Origin of the sequence: Flavobacterium panacagri (assembly GCF_030378165.1) — a bacterium.
Taxonomy (GTDB): domain Bacteria; phylum Bacteroidota; class Bacteroidia; order Flavobacteriales; family Flavobacteriaceae; genus Flavobacterium; species Flavobacterium panacagri.
This window is the reverse complement of the sequence record NZ_CP119766.1, coordinates 1,321,206-1,340,287: the sequence shown is the minus strand read 5'-3', so window position 1 is coordinate 1,340,287 and position 19,082 is coordinate 1,321,206. Positions and strand designations below refer to the sequence as shown.

16 protein-coding genes, 5 tRNA genes and 1 pseudogene are annotated in these 19,082 nt (G+C 33.8%); 10 read left to right on the top strand and 12 right to left on the bottom strand.

The window, feature by feature from the left end; genetic code table 11:
• Positions 1–129: 129 nt before the first annotated feature.
• The 8 genes from rseP to P2W65_RS06105 all read left to right on the top strand — a co-directional run bounded on the left by rseP (position 130) and on the right by P2W65_RS06105 (position 2,955).
• The gene (gene rseP, locus P2W65_RS06140) at positions 130–1,473 is read left to right on the top strand and encodes an RIP metalloprotease RseP (RefSeq protein ID WP_289664276.1); all 1,344 of its coding nucleotides are present in this window, start codon (positions 130–132) and stop codon (positions 1,471–1,473) included.
• A gap of 83 nt (positions 1,474–1,556) precedes the next feature.
• Positions 1,557–1,630: transfer RNA gene (locus tag P2W65_RS06135), tRNA-Asn, on the top strand.
• 38 nt (positions 1,631–1,668) lie between these two features.
• Positions 1,669–1,742, top strand: a tRNA-Asn gene (locus P2W65_RS06130).
• 216 nt (positions 1,743–1,958) lie between these two features.
• Positions 1,959–2,045: transfer RNA gene (locus P2W65_RS06125), tRNA-Asn, on the top strand.
• 38 nt (positions 2,046–2,083) lie between these two features.
• A tRNA-Asn gene (locus P2W65_RS06120) sits at positions 2,084–2,170 on the top strand.
• 191 nt (positions 2,171–2,361) lie between these two features.
• A tRNA-Asn gene (locus P2W65_RS06115) sits at positions 2,362–2,446 on the top strand.
• A 37-nt stretch (positions 2,447–2,483) separates the two neighbouring features.
• Complete coding sequence (locus P2W65_RS06110; protein WP_289664275.1) at positions 2,484–2,765, top strand: GIY-YIG nuclease family protein; 282 nt, start codon at positions 2,484–2,486, stop codon at positions 2,763–2,765.
• Between the two features lie 10 nt (positions 2,766–2,775).
• The gene (locus tag P2W65_RS06105; RefSeq protein WP_289664274.1) at positions 2,776–2,955 is read left to right on the top strand and encodes a hypothetical protein; all 180 of its coding nucleotides are present in this window, start codon (positions 2,776–2,778) and stop codon (positions 2,953–2,955) included.
• A gap of 409 nt (positions 2,956–3,364) precedes the next feature.
• Here the strand turns inward: P2W65_RS06105 and P2W65_RS06100 are convergent, their stop codons facing one another.
• Positions 3,365–4,045 carry a hypothetical protein gene (locus P2W65_RS06100; protein WP_289664273.1) on the bottom strand — a complete coding sequence of 227 codons (681 nt, stop codon included), beginning with the start codon at positions 4,043–4,045 and terminating at the stop codon, positions 3,365–3,367.
• Between the two features lie 389 nt (positions 4,046–4,434).
• On the opposite strand from P2W65_RS06100, the pseudogene P2W65_RS06095 reads away from it, so the two are divergent.
• Together P2W65_RS06095 and P2W65_RS06090 are read left to right on the top strand one after the other, a co-directional pair.
• Positions 4,435–4,830 (top strand): annotated as a pseudogene (locus P2W65_RS06095) (helix-turn-helix domain-containing protein).
• A 312-nt stretch (positions 4,831–5,142) separates the two neighbouring features.
• Positions 5,143–7,386: an AAA family ATPase gene (locus tag P2W65_RS06090; RefSeq protein WP_289664272.1), complete on the top strand. Its 2,244-nt coding sequence runs from the start codon at positions 5,143–5,145 to the stop codon at positions 7,384–7,386.
• Positions 7,387–7,514: 128 nt separating this feature from the next.
• Here the strand turns inward: P2W65_RS06090 and P2W65_RS06085 are convergent, their stop codons facing one another.
• From P2W65_RS06085 to P2W65_RS06035, 11 genes are all read right to left on the bottom strand, one after another.
• Positions 7,515–7,760, bottom strand: a complete 246-nt coding sequence (locus tag P2W65_RS06085) for a hypothetical protein (RefSeq protein ID WP_179000760.1) — start codon at positions 7,758–7,760, stop codon at positions 7,515–7,517.
• Positions 7,761–7,898: 138 nt separating this feature from the next.
• On the bottom strand, positions 7,899–9,095 hold the full coding sequence (locus tag P2W65_RS06080) for a C1 family peptidase (RefSeq protein ID WP_289664271.1): 1,197 nt from the start codon (positions 9,093–9,095) through the stop codon (positions 7,899–7,901).
• A gap of 211 nt (positions 9,096–9,306) precedes the next feature.
• Positions 9,307–10,467, bottom strand: a complete 1,161-nt coding sequence (locus P2W65_RS06075) for a BamA/TamA family outer membrane protein (protein ID WP_289664269.1) — start codon at positions 10,465–10,467, stop codon at positions 9,307–9,309.
• A 49-nt stretch (positions 10,468–10,516) separates the two neighbouring features.
• Positions 10,517–11,482, bottom strand: coding sequence for a SphA family protein (locus P2W65_RS06070; RefSeq protein ID WP_289664268.1), 966 nt, complete (start codon positions 11,480–11,482; stop codon positions 10,517–10,519).
• 73 nt (positions 11,483–11,555) lie between these two features.
• A complete protein-coding gene (locus P2W65_RS06065) occupies positions 11,556–12,737 on the bottom strand; it encodes a helix-turn-helix domain-containing protein (RefSeq protein WP_289664267.1) in 1,182 nt (393 codons plus the stop codon).
• Positions 12,738–12,863: 126 nt separating this feature from the next.
• Complete coding sequence (locus P2W65_RS06060) at positions 12,864–13,442, bottom strand: DUF4136 domain-containing protein (protein WP_289664266.1); 579 nt, start codon at positions 13,440–13,442, stop codon at positions 12,864–12,866.
• Positions 13,443–13,682: 240 nt separating this feature from the next.
• Positions 13,683–14,429, bottom strand: a complete 747-nt coding sequence (locus tag P2W65_RS06055) for a DUF6515 family protein (RefSeq protein ID WP_289664265.1) — start codon at positions 14,427–14,429, stop codon at positions 13,683–13,685.
• An 18-nt stretch (positions 14,430–14,447) separates the two neighbouring features.
• Positions 14,448–15,188 carry a DUF2092 domain-containing protein gene (locus P2W65_RS06050; RefSeq protein WP_289664263.1) on the bottom strand — a complete coding sequence of 247 codons (741 nt, stop codon included), beginning with the start codon at positions 15,186–15,188 and terminating at the stop codon, positions 14,448–14,450.
• Positions 15,189–15,213: 25 nt separating this feature from the next.
• Positions 15,214–16,614, bottom strand: coding sequence for a DUF2252 domain-containing protein (locus tag P2W65_RS06045; RefSeq protein WP_289664262.1), 1,401 nt, complete (start codon positions 16,612–16,614; stop codon positions 15,214–15,216).
• Between the two features lie 12 nt (positions 16,615–16,626).
• A complete protein-coding gene (locus P2W65_RS06040) occupies positions 16,627–18,099 on the bottom strand; it encodes a DUF1254 domain-containing protein (protein WP_289664261.1) in 1,473 nt (490 codons plus the stop codon).
• Between the two features lie 154 nt (positions 18,100–18,253).
• Entirely contained in the window at positions 18,254–19,057 is an 804-nt protein-coding gene (locus P2W65_RS06035) for a hypothetical protein (RefSeq protein WP_289664260.1), read from the bottom strand.
• Between the last annotated feature and the right edge of the window lie 25 nt (positions 19,058–19,082).

The following is a 19,082-nucleotide window of genomic DNA, read 5'->3' as shown; positions in this document are numbered from 1 at the left end:
CATTATTTGATTTATTAAAAGTATGAGCAATTATTAACAAACATTTAAAACCTTAAACGTTATCTTGCGGTCTTAAATTAAAATAGAAAACGCTACTTTTGTGCGTTAAATACGAACTAAAAATAAAAAATGGATATAGTTATCAAACTCTCTCAATTTCTATTGAGTTTATCTTTACTTATTATTCTTCATGAATTAGGGCATTTTATCCCTGCTAAATTATTTAAAACAAGAGTCGAAAAATTTTATTTGTTTTTTGATGTTAAATATTCACTTTTCAAAAAGAAAATAGGAGAAACAGAATACGGTATCGGATGGCTTCCGTTGGGAGGTTATGTGAAAATTTCTGGAATGATTGACGAAAGTATGGACAAAGAGCAGATGGCTCAAGAGCCACAGCCGTGGGAATTTCGTACTAAACCAGCTTGGCAGCGTTTAATTATTATGCTTGGTGGAGTTACCGTAAACTTTATTCTGGCTTTTATTATTTATATTGGAATGGCTTTCGCTTATGGAGACACTTATATTGCTAATGCTGATTTAAAAGACGGAGTTCTGATTGAAAATCCAGTGATGATTAAAGCTGGTTTTAAAACAGGTGACAAAATTATTTCTATAGATGGTAAATCTGTAGAAAATTTTGACAGAGACATGAATATAAATATCATCATGGCAAAACATGTTTTAATTGAAAGAGACGGAAAACAACAAACTCTTACAATGCCAACTGATTTTATTGACCAACTTTCTAAAACAGAAAAAGGAATGCTTGTTGATATCCGTAGACCTTTTGCTATTGGAAAAGTTGCTGAAGATTCTCCAAACCAAAATCTAAAACCAAAAGATTTAATTCTTTCTCTTAACGGACAAAAAATTAAATATTTTGATGAAGCTAAAGCTGTTTTAGATATAAACAAAGGAAAACAAATTCCTGCGGTTGTTTTACGTGATTTAAAAGAAACCCCAATTACTTTAAAAGTTACTAATGATGGTAAATTAGGTGTTGTTTCTGGCGGTTTAGATATGAAATCATTGGAAAAACTAGGTTATTATAAAATCAGCAAAAGAGAATATGGTTTCTTCGAATCTATTCCAGTTGGACTTCAAAAAGGAAAAGATCAGTTAGTAGGTTATGGAAAACAATTGAAAATGATTTTTAATCCAGAAACTAAAGCGTACAAACAAGTAGGTGGTTTTGCGGCTATTTACAACATTTTTCCAAGTTCTTGGAGCTGGGAAGTATTTTGGTCAATCACAGCTTTATTATCAATTATGTTAGGAGTTATGAATTTATTGCCAATTCCTGCTCTTGATGGAGGCCACGTGATGTTTTTATTATATGAAATCGTAAGCGGTAAAAAACCGAGCGATAAATTCCTAGAGAACGCGCAAATGGTTGGTTTTGTTTTACTTATTTCACTGCTACTATTTGCTAACGGTAACGACATTTACAAAGCCATTGTTGGCAAGTAAAAAAAAGTCAAAAAAAGAGTGAAAATGTTTTTGAGAAACTAAAAATAGTTTTATATTTGCACTCGCTAAAAAGAGCAACACTTTCCTCCTTAGCTCAGTTGGTTAGAGCATCTGACTGTTAATCAGAGGGTCCTTGGTTCGAGCCCAAGAGGGGGAGCAACTTTTTTTAGCAAACATATTTACCTTTAAGGTGATTCCTCCTTAGCTCAGTTGGTTAGAGCATCTGACTGTTAATCAGAGGGTCCTTGGTTCGAGCCCAAGAGGGGGAGCTTAATAAATACCACTTACAAATTGTAAGTGGTATTTTTTTTTTGCTTTTTAATCAGATTTAAGGTTTAGCCGAAAATAAAACACTCTAAATATTGGGTAGAGCATCTGACTATTAATCAGAGTCCCAATAGCTATCGGGATTGGTTCTCCCGATAGCTATCGGGACAAGAGGGGAGCAACTTTTTTTAGCAAACATACAAACCTTTTAAGGTGATTCCTCCTTAGCTCAGTTGGTTAGAGCACCTGACTGTTAATCAGAGTCCCGATAGCTATCGGGATTGGTTCGAGCCCAAGAGGGGGAGCAACTTTTTTTAGCAAACATATTTACCTTTAAGGTGATTCCTCCTTAGCTCAGTTGGTTAGAGCATCTGACTGTTAATCAGAGTCCCGATAGCTATCGGGATTGGTTCGAGCCCAAGAGGGGGAGCTTAATAAATACCACTTACAAATTGTAAGTGGTATTTTTTTTGCTTTTTAACCAGATTTAAGGTTTAGCCGAAAATAAAACACTCTAAATGTTGGTTAGAGCATCTGACTGTCAATCAGAGTCCCGATAGCTATCGGGACAAGAGGGGGAGCAACTTTTTTTAGCAAACATATTTACCTTTAAGGTGATTCCTCCTTGGCTCAGTTGGTTAGAGCATCTGACTGTTAATCAGAGTCCCGATAGCTATCGGGATTGGTTCGAGTCCAAGAGGAGCCAAACAAGACCGCTGCTCATAATTTTATTTACCCTATTTATGCATTTTGTCTATATTCTATATTCTGCCAAGCTATACCAATTTTATATTGGATATACATCTGATCTTGAAACTAGAATGGAATTTCATAAAAATGCTGAATCTCATAAATTCACAGCAAATGCTGAAGATTGGGAATTATATGTTAAAATAGAATGTGACAGTAAACCACAAGGATTGGATATTGAAAAACACATTAAAAAGATGAAAAGCAAAACCTATATCGAAAACCTAATTAAGTATCCCGATATTATTTTAAAACTAAAGGAAAAATACAAATAAATATTGCTTTATGGACATTTCAAACACAATCGAGAGAGTGAAATTCGCTTTAAGTCAAATGGAAAAAGCAATGCCTGAAGTAAAAAAGCAGATTGCATTGTATGAAAGAAATATTGCTTTAGGTAAAACGAACACGAAACCTCAACCACAATCAAGAATGCATAAAACACCCTATAACAACAAACTCTAAATGTTTTAATCTTGAAGTATTTTCCCAATAACCTGACAAACTTAGATTATTAAACTTTTCTCCCGATAACTATCGGGATTGCGCTTTTCTTTTGTGCCTTTGCGGTTAAAAAACTCCACAAAGCGTATTACCAATCTGTGTCGATTTACGCGTGTGATTTTTCCCTTCGGTCAAAATGGCAAAACTATACAGTCATTTAAATTATAATATTCAACCACAACCATCGTTTCAACCACTGTGACACATACTTATTATGCTCATGATTGTGTTCCCGTGGTTGAAACCACGGGCTATACTTTATAAACTTTGCGACCTTTGCGCTTTTCTTTTGTGTCTTTACGGTTAAAGTTTTAGGCATCTTCGCGAACTTTGCGCTTTCCTTAGCGTCTTTGCGGTTAAAAAAAAAAACTCATTTCACCACCAAAGTCTCACTCTTAAACCTTTTCATCAAGAGATCTGATTTTTCCAGTTGATTGATTGCTTTTAAAGACTGAGCATATCTATAGTAATAAATGACATCGGGATCTTTGACCAGAATAAACAACTGTTCGTAATATCCAGCTGCCGTATTAAAGTTTCCTTCGAAATAAAGTCGGTCGGCCACTTTTTGAAGCATTTCTGGCGTTTTATAGCCTTTTTCCAAAACTTTTTGATAGGTACTCGTCACATCGACGTTTACGTAATTTACAGCATTCTCTTGAGCCGTAACAACATCTTTAACGGGTTCTGCAGAAACTGTAGAGGTTTCAACAGAAGTTTCTGGATGCGTTAACCTTGTTGTTCCTTTTTGCTTTTTCTTGACATACCTCGGAATTATCGTTCTAGTGTTATTTGGCCCCAAATCGTTGGTGTATACCATATCCAATTTTGTAACCTCATATGTTGTAATTCTACCACCAAAGAGTTTATTGATTCTTTCTTCTACATAATAAGATTTTATCACGTAATCACTGTTCGAAGCAAGATTGTCAGTTAAGATTACCGTTTTTCCTTTTACCGACAAAGCAGACGCACTTTCTTTAAGCTGACCAAAACAGTTAAGGGAAATTAGTATTAATAGTGCGCTTAGAAACGCCGTGAGCTTTTTCATAGATAATTCAATAAAATTAACGTTTTGTCTTAAAATTTTATTAAATATATCTAATTCAGCGAGTTACACCTTTACAATCTCTATAAAAAACTGGAAAAACCGTTTAAATGCCGTTTTCTTATTTTGGCTTCCTGATTAGGGAGAAAGCTTCCTTACTTTGCTTCTATGAAAATGGTTCTAAGCTTTTTTAAGAACTTTTTTATCGATTTATGATTATTATTTTTATTTTTATAACCTTCAGACTCATTGTGCGAAAAATTGTATTTTTGTTCCGGCGAATTACACAATAGATTCTTTTGTATCGAAACACAATAACCATTTGTCATACAGAAGCGATTTGTATTTTATAGCACAAATAAATTTTCAGGAATTTTAAATATCTTTGAAGTATGAGCACACTTACAAAACCAAACCATATTGGGCGAAAAATAAGCCGTATCCGTGAACTTCGCGATATGAAGCAGGAAGCTTTGGCGCAGGCTTTAGGCACCAACCAACAAGCTATTTCTACTATTGAAAACAGTGAAACCATAGACGAATAAAAACTTAAGGCTATTGCTGAAGCTCTTGGAGTGTCTGTAGAAGGAATTAAGAATTTTTCTGAAGAAGCAATTCTAAACAATATCCAAAACAACTACGAAGGCTCTGTTGTTCATAGTGGTCCAACTGTAAACCACAATTGCTCATTTAATCCTCTTGATAAAGTTGTGGAACTTTATGAGCGTTTGGTTCAGGCTGAAAAGGATAAAGTGGAGTATTTGGAGAGGTTGATGAAGGGGAAATAAATTCTGATTTTGAATATACAAAATAAAAAGAGGCGCATTGATTGCGCCTCTTTTTTTGTTTATTAACTTTCTATTTGATATTTCTTTTTTTTTAATTCAACTAGGTTTTATGGAAATCCATAAAATATCTAAAAATCAAAAACATACATTTAACTCGAAAAATTTATTTTAGTTTCTTAATTAAAAATCAGGTATTTATACTATCATTCTTTTTCATCAAAAATAGTTTATTTAGCAAAATGATATTGAATAAGAAGTTCCGAAATAAGTTATAAAAATGAACTGTTTTTTAATTACTAAAACTGCAACATAATGGCTAAGAACATTACATTTGAGTTATCTACTGTTAATTTAGGACCACATGAGTCTCTAAATACTAAAATCCATATCAGTACATTAGAAATGGGAATTTATGCAAATAATGGGACGGGTAAGACCTTTCTAAGCAGGGCATTTAGATTATTAAACAAAGAAGAACTAGATAATAACGATTCCAATAAATTATTAACCATTGGAAAGAATGATGGTTCTTTTAAATTCAAAATAACGAACAGTACCGAACCTAGCATAATTAGAGAATTAGAGTTCTCTATAAAAAGAGACAAAACCCCAAACATTTCAAAAGACACAACTGATTACATCTTTCGCGTATTTAATGATGATTATATAAAAGAAAATTTAGAAGGGCTAAAATACAAGCCTAGTGGAGAAATAGAAGGTTACATACTTGGAAAAGAAAAAATTGATTTAACAAAAGAGAAAGATGAACTTAAAACAAATTCTAACGAACTTAAAACAAAAGAAGAAGAATTAAAATTAAAAGTTGCAAAAGCTATAAAAGATCTAGATGATTTATCCATTAGAAAAAATACTGGCGATTATCAAAACATTACTTTTAATAACTTGTTCAACCCTGAATTCAATGTAGTCGAATTAGAAAGTTTCAATGATTTAATAAGTAAACATAACCAGCTAAAAGCACTTCCTGATAATTTACAAGACTTAAGAAATGTTAGTTATCTAAAGAAAACTGAAACTCTCGATAATATAATCTCTTTTCTAGATGAAAAATTTAGTAGAAGCAGTATTGCTGATAGTTTCAAAACTAAAATAAAAAACAAACAGGGATTTGTCGAAACAGGGATCTCTTTATTAAAAGAAAAAACTAATGAATGTCCTTTTTGTGAGCAAAATCTTGAAGAAAATGCTTTAAAACTAATTGATCAATATTTGGAATATCTTTCAGAAACTGAAGCAATTCAAATAAAAAAAGCTAATGATTTATTATTACAATTAAATGTAGAGAAAAAAGAAAACAATGAAATTTTAAAATCATTTAAGAATCTTGAAATTGAATATTTAAAAAATCAAAAATATATTCCCTCGTTAGCAAGCATTAATTTAAAAGAACTGGAAGACTTAACGAAATTAGAATCAAGCTATAAAATAATTGATGATGCACTCGAAAAAAAGAAAGAAGACATTTCAATTTCACTTTTAGATGATAGTATTAAAAAAGCAATAAAAAATCTCCAATTATGGATTCAAGATCAGAATGAAATAATTCTACAAAACTCAGCAATAATAAAAAGTTTCAATGATAAAAAAAACAATATTAGCACCGAAAAGCTAGATCTAAATAAAAGACTATGCAGAGCGAGATTTAATGAATTAAAAAAAATAGAATCTGAAAAAATAGAAGAAATAAACAATTACAATTCTAAAATTAAAACTTTAAGCGAAGAGATTTTAAAAAAGGAACAGAATGAAAAAATTTCAAAAAAACAAAAAGTTGTAGAGACTTTCACCCAATTACTAACTAAATTTTTTGGTTCCAAATATTCCTTCGATGATAAAACCTTTTGTATAAAATTCAAAAATCACTTATTAGAATCAAATGCGAGCGATGTTTTAAGTAATGGTGAAAAGAGCATTGTTGCGTTTTGTTATTTTATTGCGGAATCACATAGATCTATCAATAAAGAAGAGGACTATAGCAAATTATTTTTTATCATTGATGACCCCATATCTAGTCAAGATTTCCACTTTGTTTATGCAACATCACAAATTATAAGAACCCTAGATAAACTGTTCAATATTTCAAGATTAAGATTAATAATTCTTACACATAACTTAGAATTTATGTCTATTATAATTAGAAATAAAGTTATAGATCAGAAATTTATTCTAGAAAACAACAAGCTTGAGACACTAGGCAATGAATTGATAATGCCTTACGAAGAACATCTTAGAGATATTTATGAAATATCTCAAGGAACTAAAAATCCATCACATACAACACCAAATTCTCTAAGACACGTACTAGAGACAATAAATCGATTTATAGCGCCAGATATTGATCTTAATACTTTTTGTGAAAGGATAGATAATTTTACTGAAAATGAATTTTTATATTCTTTAATGCATGATGGATCTCACGGTATAATTAGACTTCAAAAACCATATACGGATCAAATGATTAAATCAGCTTGCAATGTTGTTTCTGATTATGTACTTAAAGATTTTTCAGGACAAATAAAAATCATAACTAGCTAACCGTAGTTTTCAAATTAATATTCATAAAAACATATCACCTTAGAACTTGATATTTTTTCACTAGAAGTCGAAAAAAAAGAGGTTGCCAAATATTTGATAACCTCTTTTTTTATATGTTGACAAAAAAATTAATGAACAGGAGATGGGTTCTTTACATTGTTTTCTGGACTTTGAACTTCAATTTGTTTTACTTTTTTTTCCATATCTGACTTATTTATTTTTGAATTATTTTCACCATTACTAATTATGATAACATTTACTTTAAAGTAATTTGCCTTTGTATCGGCAGGTTCTTGTATTAAGGAACTAAAAGCCCCTAGAAATAATATTAAATTTGCCAGAACAGTAAAGAACGCCATTTTTTTTTCCGCCAAGAATTTTTTGAATTCCCGATTTTTGTTTTACAAAGGTACGAAAAAAAATATTTTTAACAAGTTTTCCTTTGTAAAAAACAAAGCGCCACAATTCTCATTGCAGCGCTTTTCTGTTTTCTATAAAATTTCTAACTCTAATTAAACTCCTAATTTCTTAGCAAGTTCACCAGGAATTCCTCCTTTGTTTACTAGTAATGCAGTAGTTTTATATTTTACGAAGTTCTTAGTTACAAACAAGAAACCTTTGTAGTCGTTTGTTTCTCCCCAAGAATTTTTTACGATATAGTATTCTTTTCCAGTTTGGTCTTTTGCTAAACCAATAATGTGCATTCCGTGGTCGTCTGTTGTAGTGTAGTTATCAAACGCTGCCTGACGCATTTCTGGACTAATTTCTGGTTCTGCTTTTGGTCCGTTAAATAAGTCTGCTTTTTCTTCAGCAGTCATATCGTCGAATTTTTTCGTTGCTACATAAGCCACACCATTTTTCCAGCTGAATGTTTTTTCGCTAACATCTGTTGCCCAAGCTACAGTATATCCTTTTTTCAACGCGTTGTCGATAACATCTGTCATATCGTTCAATTTTACGTTGTAAACTTGATCCAATGACCAGTTGTCTGGCACCATCATCGTTGTTTTTTGGTAGTATGGTGTATTAGTAAAAGATGATAATTCTACATATTCATCTGGGTTAATTCCTACTACTTCTTTAGCAAAAGATTGTGGCGTATAGTTTTTTCCTTTGTAAGTAAAGTTATCCGGCACTTTTCCTAAATAAGAATCAATAACTGCTGCGTAAGCTTTTTGCCAGTTTGGTGTCAATTCTCCGTTAGGATTTTTAACTACTGCAGCCAAAACGCCTTCGATAAGCGCAGCCATTTCAGCAAATTTATTTTTGTCCGTTCCGTAGTTCAATCCAGTGTAAACTTCTCTCGGTACAGTTCCGTATTTTTTATACATATTAATTACATCGTGAAGAGCACCTCCATCACCAAGCGTAATCGCTCCGTGCATACGAACGTAGTTAATTCCTTTCTCAACATACACATTTCTTGCAGAGTAGATTTGAGATAACTCTACCGGCTGTTTTCCTAAACGAATCATTTCTGACTCTAAGAATGAATTTGTTGAGTAACTCCAGCAAGTTCCAGACGATCCTTGAGATTTTACTGATGTTGTACCTAGATTAATTACTTCTGTAAATTTAAAGTTCTCTTTACTTTTGTCGCTAGCGTTTAGTTTAAGTGAATTTACTAACACGTCTTGCGCAAAACAGCCTGCTGTTCCAGCTAAAAATACTGATGCTGCAAACACTGATTTGAATGAAAATGTATTCATAATTTATGTTTAAGATTTAACAAAATTAGTCTCCAATGTTTCTAATTTGTTACAAAACAATTAAATATTATACAATTTGTGTAACGATTAATTGTTAATGTTTTCTTAACGGATTAAATTATTAGGTTATTTAAGACAAAAAGCCTCAATAAAACAATATTGAGGCTTTTAAGTAATATTTTTTTATAAATCAACTTCTTACAAGTAACTTTTATCGCATCCAGTTGCTTCCAAAAACGATATAGTATGCCCAATCTTCATTTCCTTTGGCAACATCAACTCCCATTCGGAGTTTAAATTTTCGAGCCACTAAATATCTAAAACCTGTTCCATAACTGTACACAACGGGTTTAGCAAAAGCCTGATCCCAATCATCAAAAGCACTTGCAAGTCCGCCAAATCCCATAATGCTCCATCTTTTATAAACGTCCCATCTTAATTCGGCTTCGGTTACAATGCTGGTTTTACCTTGATAACGTGCTGCAGGAATTCCTCTTAGGTTAATTCCCGGCCTTAAATAAAAAGGCGGACTCCCAAACGCCTGCTCTCCTTCTACCCTTAGTCCGCCAATTAATGTTTTAGCTAATGGATAATATCCTATTGCTGATAAATTAACGCGCCAGGCATCGTAGTCGCTTCCTATTGCGTTATCTGACCAAAAGAAATCGGACTGAATTCGGATTCCTTTGTCTGGTGTAAATATGTTGTCTCTATTATCGAACTGAATTGCGCCTCCCAGCTGACTTACCGTACTTTTTATATCGCCAGGTTTTACAAATGGCGGTGGCAAATTAAAATCGGGCAGGTTTATTTTTGAGTTTAAAAACATATACTGCGGTCCTGCGCTCCATTTTGCATTTTTAAACTGTTTGAGCCATTGGGTATAAAAAATCGTTGACCTAAAATTAAGTTTGAATTCCTGATCTGGCAGATTGGGTCTGTTGTTAGCATAAAAGGACAAATTCACGTCTCCATAACCTGCTGCAACGCGATACAATATTCGTGGTTTTATCAGAGTTGCCGAACGAAAAGCACCTGCCATCCAGCTTTTGTTTCCTGTGTACATTCCGATTCCGCCTGTTATGTCTGGGTTTATGAATCGTTTTTTGCCGTCTTCATCAATTACTGGAGCGTGTTTTTTTAGAAAAATAGGAACTAATGCCCCTCCAATATTTCCTAAAGCTGGTTCTGTAATTATAGTTGGAACCACAATAAAACCATGTGCATAAATAATGTAATCGCTTAAATCAAAAGCTCCATCTAAGGAATCTTTCACACTGATTTTATATTTCTGCGCATTTAAAGTATTAAATGCCAAAAGAATCAAAAGCGAGAATAAGATATTTTTTTCTGATCGTTTTCTGTTTTTCATAAGATGCTTGACTTTAATTACAATTAAAATTTACCTTATTCTAAAAACATTATTTTTTCTTAAGACTGAAGACATGTGCCAAAGTGATAAAAAAAGTATTTCCCTGAAATCTATTTACCGCTCCAAATTCTGAAACCCATCTAAAACCTGCCTGCGTCATACAGCCAATATGAAGATAATTAACCTCAGCCCCTACAGCGCCAATATGATCTTTGTCTGGTTCTAGGATTAGACTTCCAACTGGAATTTTATCATCTGAAACTTTATATTGGAAATAATAAATTAATCCGGCATTCCATATTCCTTTTGGAGCTGTTTTTTCGGCATTCATGCAATAGAATGTTTTTCCGAGACCTCCTTCAATACTTAAAATATCTCCTGTTTTAATGTCAGTATCTTTTTTCTTTCCGTTGATTTCGTACGCTGCTAAAGCAGATAAATGAAACGTTTTTTTCTCATTAAAAAACAAAGTAGTTCCTGCTGAAAACTCATTCATAAACATTCCTAATCCGCTGTTGTTACTGCCTCCTAATTCATATTTCCCAGTTGGAATATACATTTGGTAGCTGAAAACAAAGTCGGCTTTTTTGTTGTGCCAGCCTAATTGGATTGGCTGTACATACATATCTGTAAACGCAAAATTACTTTTAGAATCGATATAACTTCCCTGAATCGTATTAGAAGCTCCTGCCAGCAAAATTGTAGCGCCGTAATTGGCTCCTAAAATTTTAAAATCGCTCACATAGTTAGCTCCTACACCTGTTATAAACATAATTAAATCGGGATTTCCCATATTATCACCATCGCCATTTCGCAGACAGTTTGCAGTATAAATGTATGCTGGAACATAAACGCTTAAAGTGTTTTCTGGCGCTTGAGTTCCAGACTGAAGTCCCATGGCACCCAAAATATGTCCGCCTTTTAATTGTGCATTGCTGTATAATGAAATCATTGCAAACATTGTCATTAAAAAAAGGCGCAATGTTTTTCCTGAAATAGTATTTTTTGCTTTCATGCTGAAATGTTTTAAAATGAATTAAGACTTTACAACTGCGGCTAATAAATGGGAAGTTTATGGAGGAGAAGTTTTACTTGAAATAGTAAGTGCTTGTAGTAGTGCGTTCTGGATTTATTCTGATGGTTTTAAAGTATTCTGAAGGAGATTTTCCGGTATGTTTTATAAAAGCCCTAAAACAAGTTGTACGGGATTTAAAACCAGAACCCCACGCCATTCCCTCTAGAGACAAATCTTTCCATTCTGGATCGTTTATTTTTTCCTTAAAATATTCAATTCTTTTAAGATTAACGTAATCCTGAAAATGAAGTCCGAATTCTGAATTGATTAAATTGGATAAAAGATGTACAGATATTCCAGTTTCATCTGAAAGGTCGCGGATTACAAAATCTTTCTTTAGAAACAACTTTTGAGCATTTAAAACATAATCTAATTTCAATAGATAATCTTCTTTTTTATCAGTAGTTAGCTCGTGCGGAATCGGCAGATTGGTTTTGGTTTCTTTAGATTTTACAAGGAGTGTATTGTCGCTTACAAAATCGAACGTTTCTTCTTCATCATGAAAAATCTGAGGCCTGAAATACAGCCAGCCAACGGTAAAAAATAAAACCGTTGAAATTAGGAAATAACATGAAATATCGACCACATCTATTTTTCTCAACAAAAAATGATACACGAAAAGCGCCGAAAACAAAAACAAAATCATAAGATTATAAACTCGAATCCAATTGATTACTTTGCTTCTGTGAAATTGGTTTCCTTTGAACTTTTTCAAATCATAGTTTAAAATCAACATGGTTTGAAAAAACACATAAAAAAGCCAAATTGTCAAAGTCAAGATAGAAAATGGATTTTTGATAATAGAGCCTACATAATCAACAACTTGTGAATCGGTAAAACTTCCAATGTAAACAAAAAGAGTTAAAACGAAATAGATTCCAAAAGGTATAAAATGTACCCAATCGTATTTTTTGTTTTTGTTGTTTGGAGACAAAATGTTTCTAACATACAAGAAAGAGCAAGGCGCTGCTAAAAAAATAAACGATTTTGTAATGGTAAAGAGATCTGGGAACTCTTTAAACATATTTGCCGACAGATAAAAATTATAGATACTCACTACGGCAAGGCTCAATAAAAACATTCCTAAAAAGAAACTTTTAGAATAGTATTTTTTAGAAAAAAGAACCATCAACGAAGTAGCAAGACCTGCAATCGTGGCAATAAAAAAGAATAGAGAAAGTAATATATCGATCATTTTTAAGCGGATTTGTTTGTTAATACTTCTTAAAAAGAATTTCGAGAGGGGACTTGAATTTGGAAAACAAATGTGCTTATCGGCTGATTAGACCAAGCACATCTGTTTTTTTATGATAAGTAAGACTTATTTTTTCTCTGTACCAGGAGGAAAACCCGCCAGTATTTTTTTGATAGAGCTATTAATAAATTCTTCTGGATTGTCTGGTTTACTGTCGATTTCGGCATTTCCGATTCCCTGCCAAATCAGTTTCTGTGTTTTGGTAGATACAATATCAATTACCAGCGAACCGTCTACATAATCATAAGTATTGAATGTTGTGTTGGCACCGCCCATCATGGCACCGCCTCCCCAATATCCATAAGGACGATACATACCGCCATATCCATAAAAATCAGTATTGGCACTCATTGAAGTTTTATTCTTTAAAATAGATACTGCATTTACTTTTAAATCTGGATTGTCTGATTCTGTAAAGCCTTTGGCCAGCATTTCGTTTCGAATCGCTTTTGTCACGCGATCGACGTTTAATTGATTAACCTGACCTTCCTGCGCTTTTAAGTCATAAACCGCAAAGGTTCTGTATTCTCCAAAATTGGCGGCATGGTCATAATCTGTTGTGACTTTTACAGTTGGAGAACAGCTGTAAATTAAACCCATAAATAATAATGGGATGATACGAAGATTTGATTTTTTAATATTCATGTTGTGGTATTTAAATTAATAATTAAATCTGTTTAACTCGAATCTTATTAAAATCTAAAAATCATGAATGGAAGGAAAGGCGTAGAATGTCTTAACAATTGTTCAATCAACACAAGTATTTGTATAACAATTATTTAGCTCACTATCAAAGATAAACGATTTTATTCAATTAACACAATTAAACAAATAAAATCTTACTTATTTTTACTTTCTCTTCATATTGACTTAAAGATTTATACTTTATTTCCCTTGTACGACTACATAACTGTCTTGTCCATCTTTTGAAATGGGCTGATAATACACGTTATTATAGATCATATATTTCTGTCCCTCTATCGTTTTTTCTTCGGCTCCTTCTGGCAGATGCTGTACTACTGCTCCAACCGGTGGGGTCACTACTTTATATTTAGAAGTATCTTTTATATAATAGGTTCCTCCATAATAATAGTAATCGATTCCATCAACAGTGATCGTAATATATCCTTTTGGCAGTTCAGGAATTGTTGCTCCTAATGGCGCAGGAACTACTTTGTATCCGTTTGATTCTTTTGTATAATAAACTCCGTCATCATAATTGTAGCTGTTATTTTCTACAGAAACAACAATTGCAGCCGTTGTTAATGTGGTTAAAAAGAATCCAACTGGATACCATGTTGGTCCCCAATAATAAGGCACAAATGGATGATAGATGTACGGAAACGGTACTGGATAAGGATGAAACGGTGGCGGTGGTGGCAACGGTCTCGGATAAGGATGTGGTGGAATTGGACGCGGTCCGGGTGGTATTGGTCTTGGAGGAATCGGACGTGGTGTAGGACCCGGCGGAATTGGTCTCGGGTTTGGATGTATCGGCATCGGGCGAGGCATTACGGCATGTGGTGTAAAATGACCAAAACGCTGCGCCGTTACAGATTCTGGTACTAGCATCAATGCAAACACTATTACTAAAATCCACGCTTTTATATTTTTAAGTAAATCTAATTTCATGATAAAGAATTTAAAAGATTATTTTTTTTCTTCTCTAGGCTGTAATTTTACTTTTGAAGCTTTTGGCGGTATCGAAAATTCAAACATAAAATCGGAGAAATCAGGATTGATGATCCAGTCTTTGTAAACTGCTTCGTATTGCGGTTTATTGGAATCATTTGTATAAACAATTACCATTTTGATGGGCAGGAAATTATCATCGTTTCCAATCCAGAACTGAAAACTTTTGTTTTTGTCTTTTCCTGCAAGATGAAAACATTCCTTATCGTCAAGAATTGTTTTTCCTAAATACATTAGAGTGCCTTGTTCTGATTTTAAATCTTCCAAAAAGGTTTCATAAAAAAAATCGGCGGCAGGAAATTCGATTCCGAATTTTTTACTGGTTTCATCGATGGTTTGAATAACCGATTTTGGCGCATCTGTAACGGCATAAGTATTATTATCAAAAGAATAATAATGGAGCGTTTTTCCGTTGTACCATAAACTTCTGTTTCCTTTATCTCCAGTGGATGTAATTTTCATTTTATCTGGAAATTTTATCGAAACTTTTTCATTTATAGAATGCTTAACCAAGCCCAGACTTTCGTTAAAAATATCATACGTCATAACCGATTTAAAACTGCATGATTTTATGTACTGTAAAGATTCTGTAGTTCTGTTCAAAATATAAACAGCTGCAGAATCAATACGTTGTGTCTGACTTTGTGTTGTCGTTGTTATAATCAGAAAACTGATTAAGAACATCATTTTTCGATTCATACTTATCTTTTTTAATTACTGAAAATTATATTTCTGCCGAAATAGGCAATCTTCCTTCTTTTACGGCTTCGACCAATTTATTGTAATCGATTTCGTTTTGATGTGCATATAACATGGAAAACTTTGAGACTGCATTAGCAAATTCATTATTATTTCCAATATAACCTGAAAGCATTGACGGATCGCCAGATCGTGCATGTGCCCGTGCAAGCGCCCATCCGCAGGCTTTGGCGTAATCGGCCATATTATCTACTTTCATGATTTCGATAACCGGTTTTATTTTAGCATCTCGAAGCTGACGAATATAAAAGAACCTTCCTCTGTCATCATTTGTCCATCCTAAAAACATATCCGATGCTGACTGCATTAATTTTTGTCCCATTACAATCCGTTCACCTTGATGTTTATATTTTGGTTTATTCTCTACATTAGCTTCTAAAACACTTTTTCTGGCTTCTTTAAATTGTAAAAAGATAGGTTCTCCCGTTGCCGACATTAATAAGCTTATACCGCAAAGTGTTCCAACACTTCCCACACCTACCACTTTTATCGCAAAATCATGCATAGTGTAACGGCTCAACAAAACCTGTTTATCTTCTGGAAGCGATTCTATATATCGCTTATGAATGACTTTGGCTTCTCTTAAGGTATAATTTTCATCGGTTCCTGACGGATGATAAATCAGCGGGGGATCGTCTTTTATTCTAGCTCGAACTCCATCGAGATACGTCATTTTTGCAAACTCCTTTTCGTGAGCTGTAGATTCGGCTGCTTTTTTAATCCGCTTCTGCTGAAATTCTTTTAATTCTTCATCTTTACCTAATTCAATAAGATCGGCTAAATCAATATCGGCATACCAAATCTGCAATGCCGATAATTTACTGTATTCCAGCATGTGTCTTTTATAACTATCTGCCACATGCCAGGCAAATTCTTTACAATCTTTGTTAGAAAATTTTCTCCATTTTCCAGCAATGGCAAAACTGGCAGCGAGTCTTTTAACATCCCATTCCCAAGAGCCGTGAAAAGTTTCATCAAAATCATTAATATCAAAGACCAATTTACGCTCTGGAGTTGCAAATCCTCCAAAATTCATTAGATGACAATCTCCACAAAGCTGTACTTGCATTCCTGTATTGGGTGTATTTACCAAATCTGCCGCCATAATTGCCGCCGCGCCTCTATAAAATGCAAAAGGTGATTCGATCATTCTTCTATATCGAATGGGAAGCAGATCTTCAATTCTTCCAGTACTTGTTTTGATCAATACAGCAATTGGATCTTCACGATCTTCCGGCGCAGTCCATTCTTGATGAGAAGAACGAGGCACAATTTTTCGGATTATGGCTCCTTTCTCATAACGCTCTGCTTTTGATGCTAAAGGATCAAAAAGATTCTCGGTATTATTTGCTGTCTTTTCGGTCATAAAAAATGAATTTTATTTCACTTCTTTAATGTCATCCATTTTCCAGCTTTTGTCAAAATATGCTTTTGTAGGGCCATAGAAACGCATATAAGTAAACCAGTGTTTACCTGGTAAAGTCTGTACCCAATTTTTTTCTTTGCCCGCTGGTGCTTTTGGGCCAAAATACAAATCGATAGAACCATCTGCATTTTTTATTAAATCTTTACGAGAAGACAGATCAGCATTTTTCTGCGGATTATCAATCAAACATCTAGTTGCCGAATCGTAAACTGTTATAGACCAGAAATTAACTGCTGGAGGATTTGCTGGAATATTTAAGGTATAATTTTTAGAACCGTTTAACCAGTTTCCATTATTATCAAAATAAGCTCCCAAGTATGCTTGTCCTACATTTGGTATTTTGGTCATCATGGCTTTTGAATAGGTAACTGCCTCATAGAAGTAAGATGATCTTTCGAAAAATTCATCATAATTAGCAGTACGCTGTGATGGATCTGAGAGAATCATAACATAATCCCATTTTTTGTCCGGCCAATGTTTTACAGCTGCAAAACGTTTTTCAAAAGAATTCGCCATTGCCATTTGCTGTCCTTTCTCGGCACCCAATATTAAAATCTTTTTCTGCCGTTCGTCGGGTGTAAAAGGTTTCCCTTTTTCTATACCCAAATTTTTAAGCCAAGCCATAAAAAAACGATCGCGTTCTTCAACAGGTTCGTTTTGCAGAATTGCATGAAGGCGTTCCCAATAAGCAATTCCTGCTGGCTGAATTCCCAACCATTTTTTACCTGCTGGCGGGCTGACCACTTTTGTCGGAGTTGGATTTGCTCTTTGTGCGTACGGATAAATTTTTACCTGTTTCAATAATGTTTCTGTTGTTTTAGGATCAGGATCCAAAGCTCTAAAACCAAAAAACATATTGACAGTGTTGCAGGGAACTATAAAATATCCATCGGCTTTAAAGTCCTTTAAGGTTGGCGGCACCAAAATATATTTTCCGCCTTTTCCCTTATCAGGCCCCATTTCTCCAATTGTTGCCTGCTCTCTCTGCCAAAAATCCGCCAAACCTCCTGCAGTACGACCCGCAGGCATTTCAATTACAGTTGGCCCGTTAGCGGCGAGATCAATAAATGTCATTATATACGGAGTTGTAGCATTAGCCGTCAAAATACCCAATCGGTCATCATAAGTATTATACAAAACAAGATCATTGCTCGATGCATTAAATGTTTTATAATGTTGATACTGCCATTCGGCGAAAGCCACAATTGGAAGTCCCCACAAATAACATTGTGTTGCCTGCTGGGTGTCCATTTCGTCAAACAATAACGAAACAGATTCTTTTGAAGGCAGATCGCCATCCATTTTTATTTCGGAGCCAGGTTGTGAAACTACTGCTGTATCTGGATTTTTTATAGTTGACTCTTTACAGCCAAAGCTTAATAGTAAAGAAATTACGGCTAGAATTATTTGGCATTTATTTTTCATACTAGAATATTATTAATGATTTAATTTCAGCTTCCTAATCTTTTATTTCTTCGTTTTTTTCTCAAACCATGAAAACGTGCCAATTCTTAAAATTTGGTTTTCATTGATACTATTAAAAAATTAAAGTGATATTTTCTAAAAACTCTTATGAAATTTACTGCGGAAATATAAAGGCTACCACTGCTCTTAATCCCCAGTCTGGTTTAATAGATTGGTGTCCCACAACCGGAATTAAAGGCATAACCGCAAATTGCATGGTCTGACCTCCTAATTTTGTAATAGCACCAACATTTGGACTAATTGTAATTAAAGTTGTATTGCCCTGCCAGTTTTGAGTAATTTCTGAAGTAATGCCTAAACTTGCGCCACTTTTATAACTATGTGTTAGAAATATTTGTGTGTAAAACTGATTGAAATCAGCACGGTCAGACGCTCCTGCTACCGACCAAATTTGATTAGCTAAAAAACCTATTGAAAGTCCTTTTCCTTGATGCATGACCAAAACACTTGGCCCAATTCCAAATTTTTCTGTTCCTAAAAATTTTTCTGTAGCGGTTGGGATTAAAAAAGCGGGGCCAATTCCATAAATTAGTTTCTTGCTTTTTGGTGCAAAAAAAGCAGTTACTGTTGCATCGCTCAAACCAAATTCATGTGTATTTTCTCCCGTAACATCTTGCTGGTCTACCACTGGAAGTATATAACGGGTAATTAAATTTAGATTTTCGCTTAATTTAAAAGGAACAACGGGCTGTATATTAATCTGATATTTTATCCCATTATATGGACCAATTCCATAAGTAAGATTATTTTGCAGTGGAACACTAATCAAACTTGCCACGGGATTTGCCATTTTATCAGCTAGTTCTTGCGCACTATTTCCAGACTTTGCTTCTTCTTGTGCTGAAATTGTAAAATGAACTGATAACATCAGCATTAATATTAGAAAAGAATTTTTCATACCATTTTATTTAATCAATTAAAAA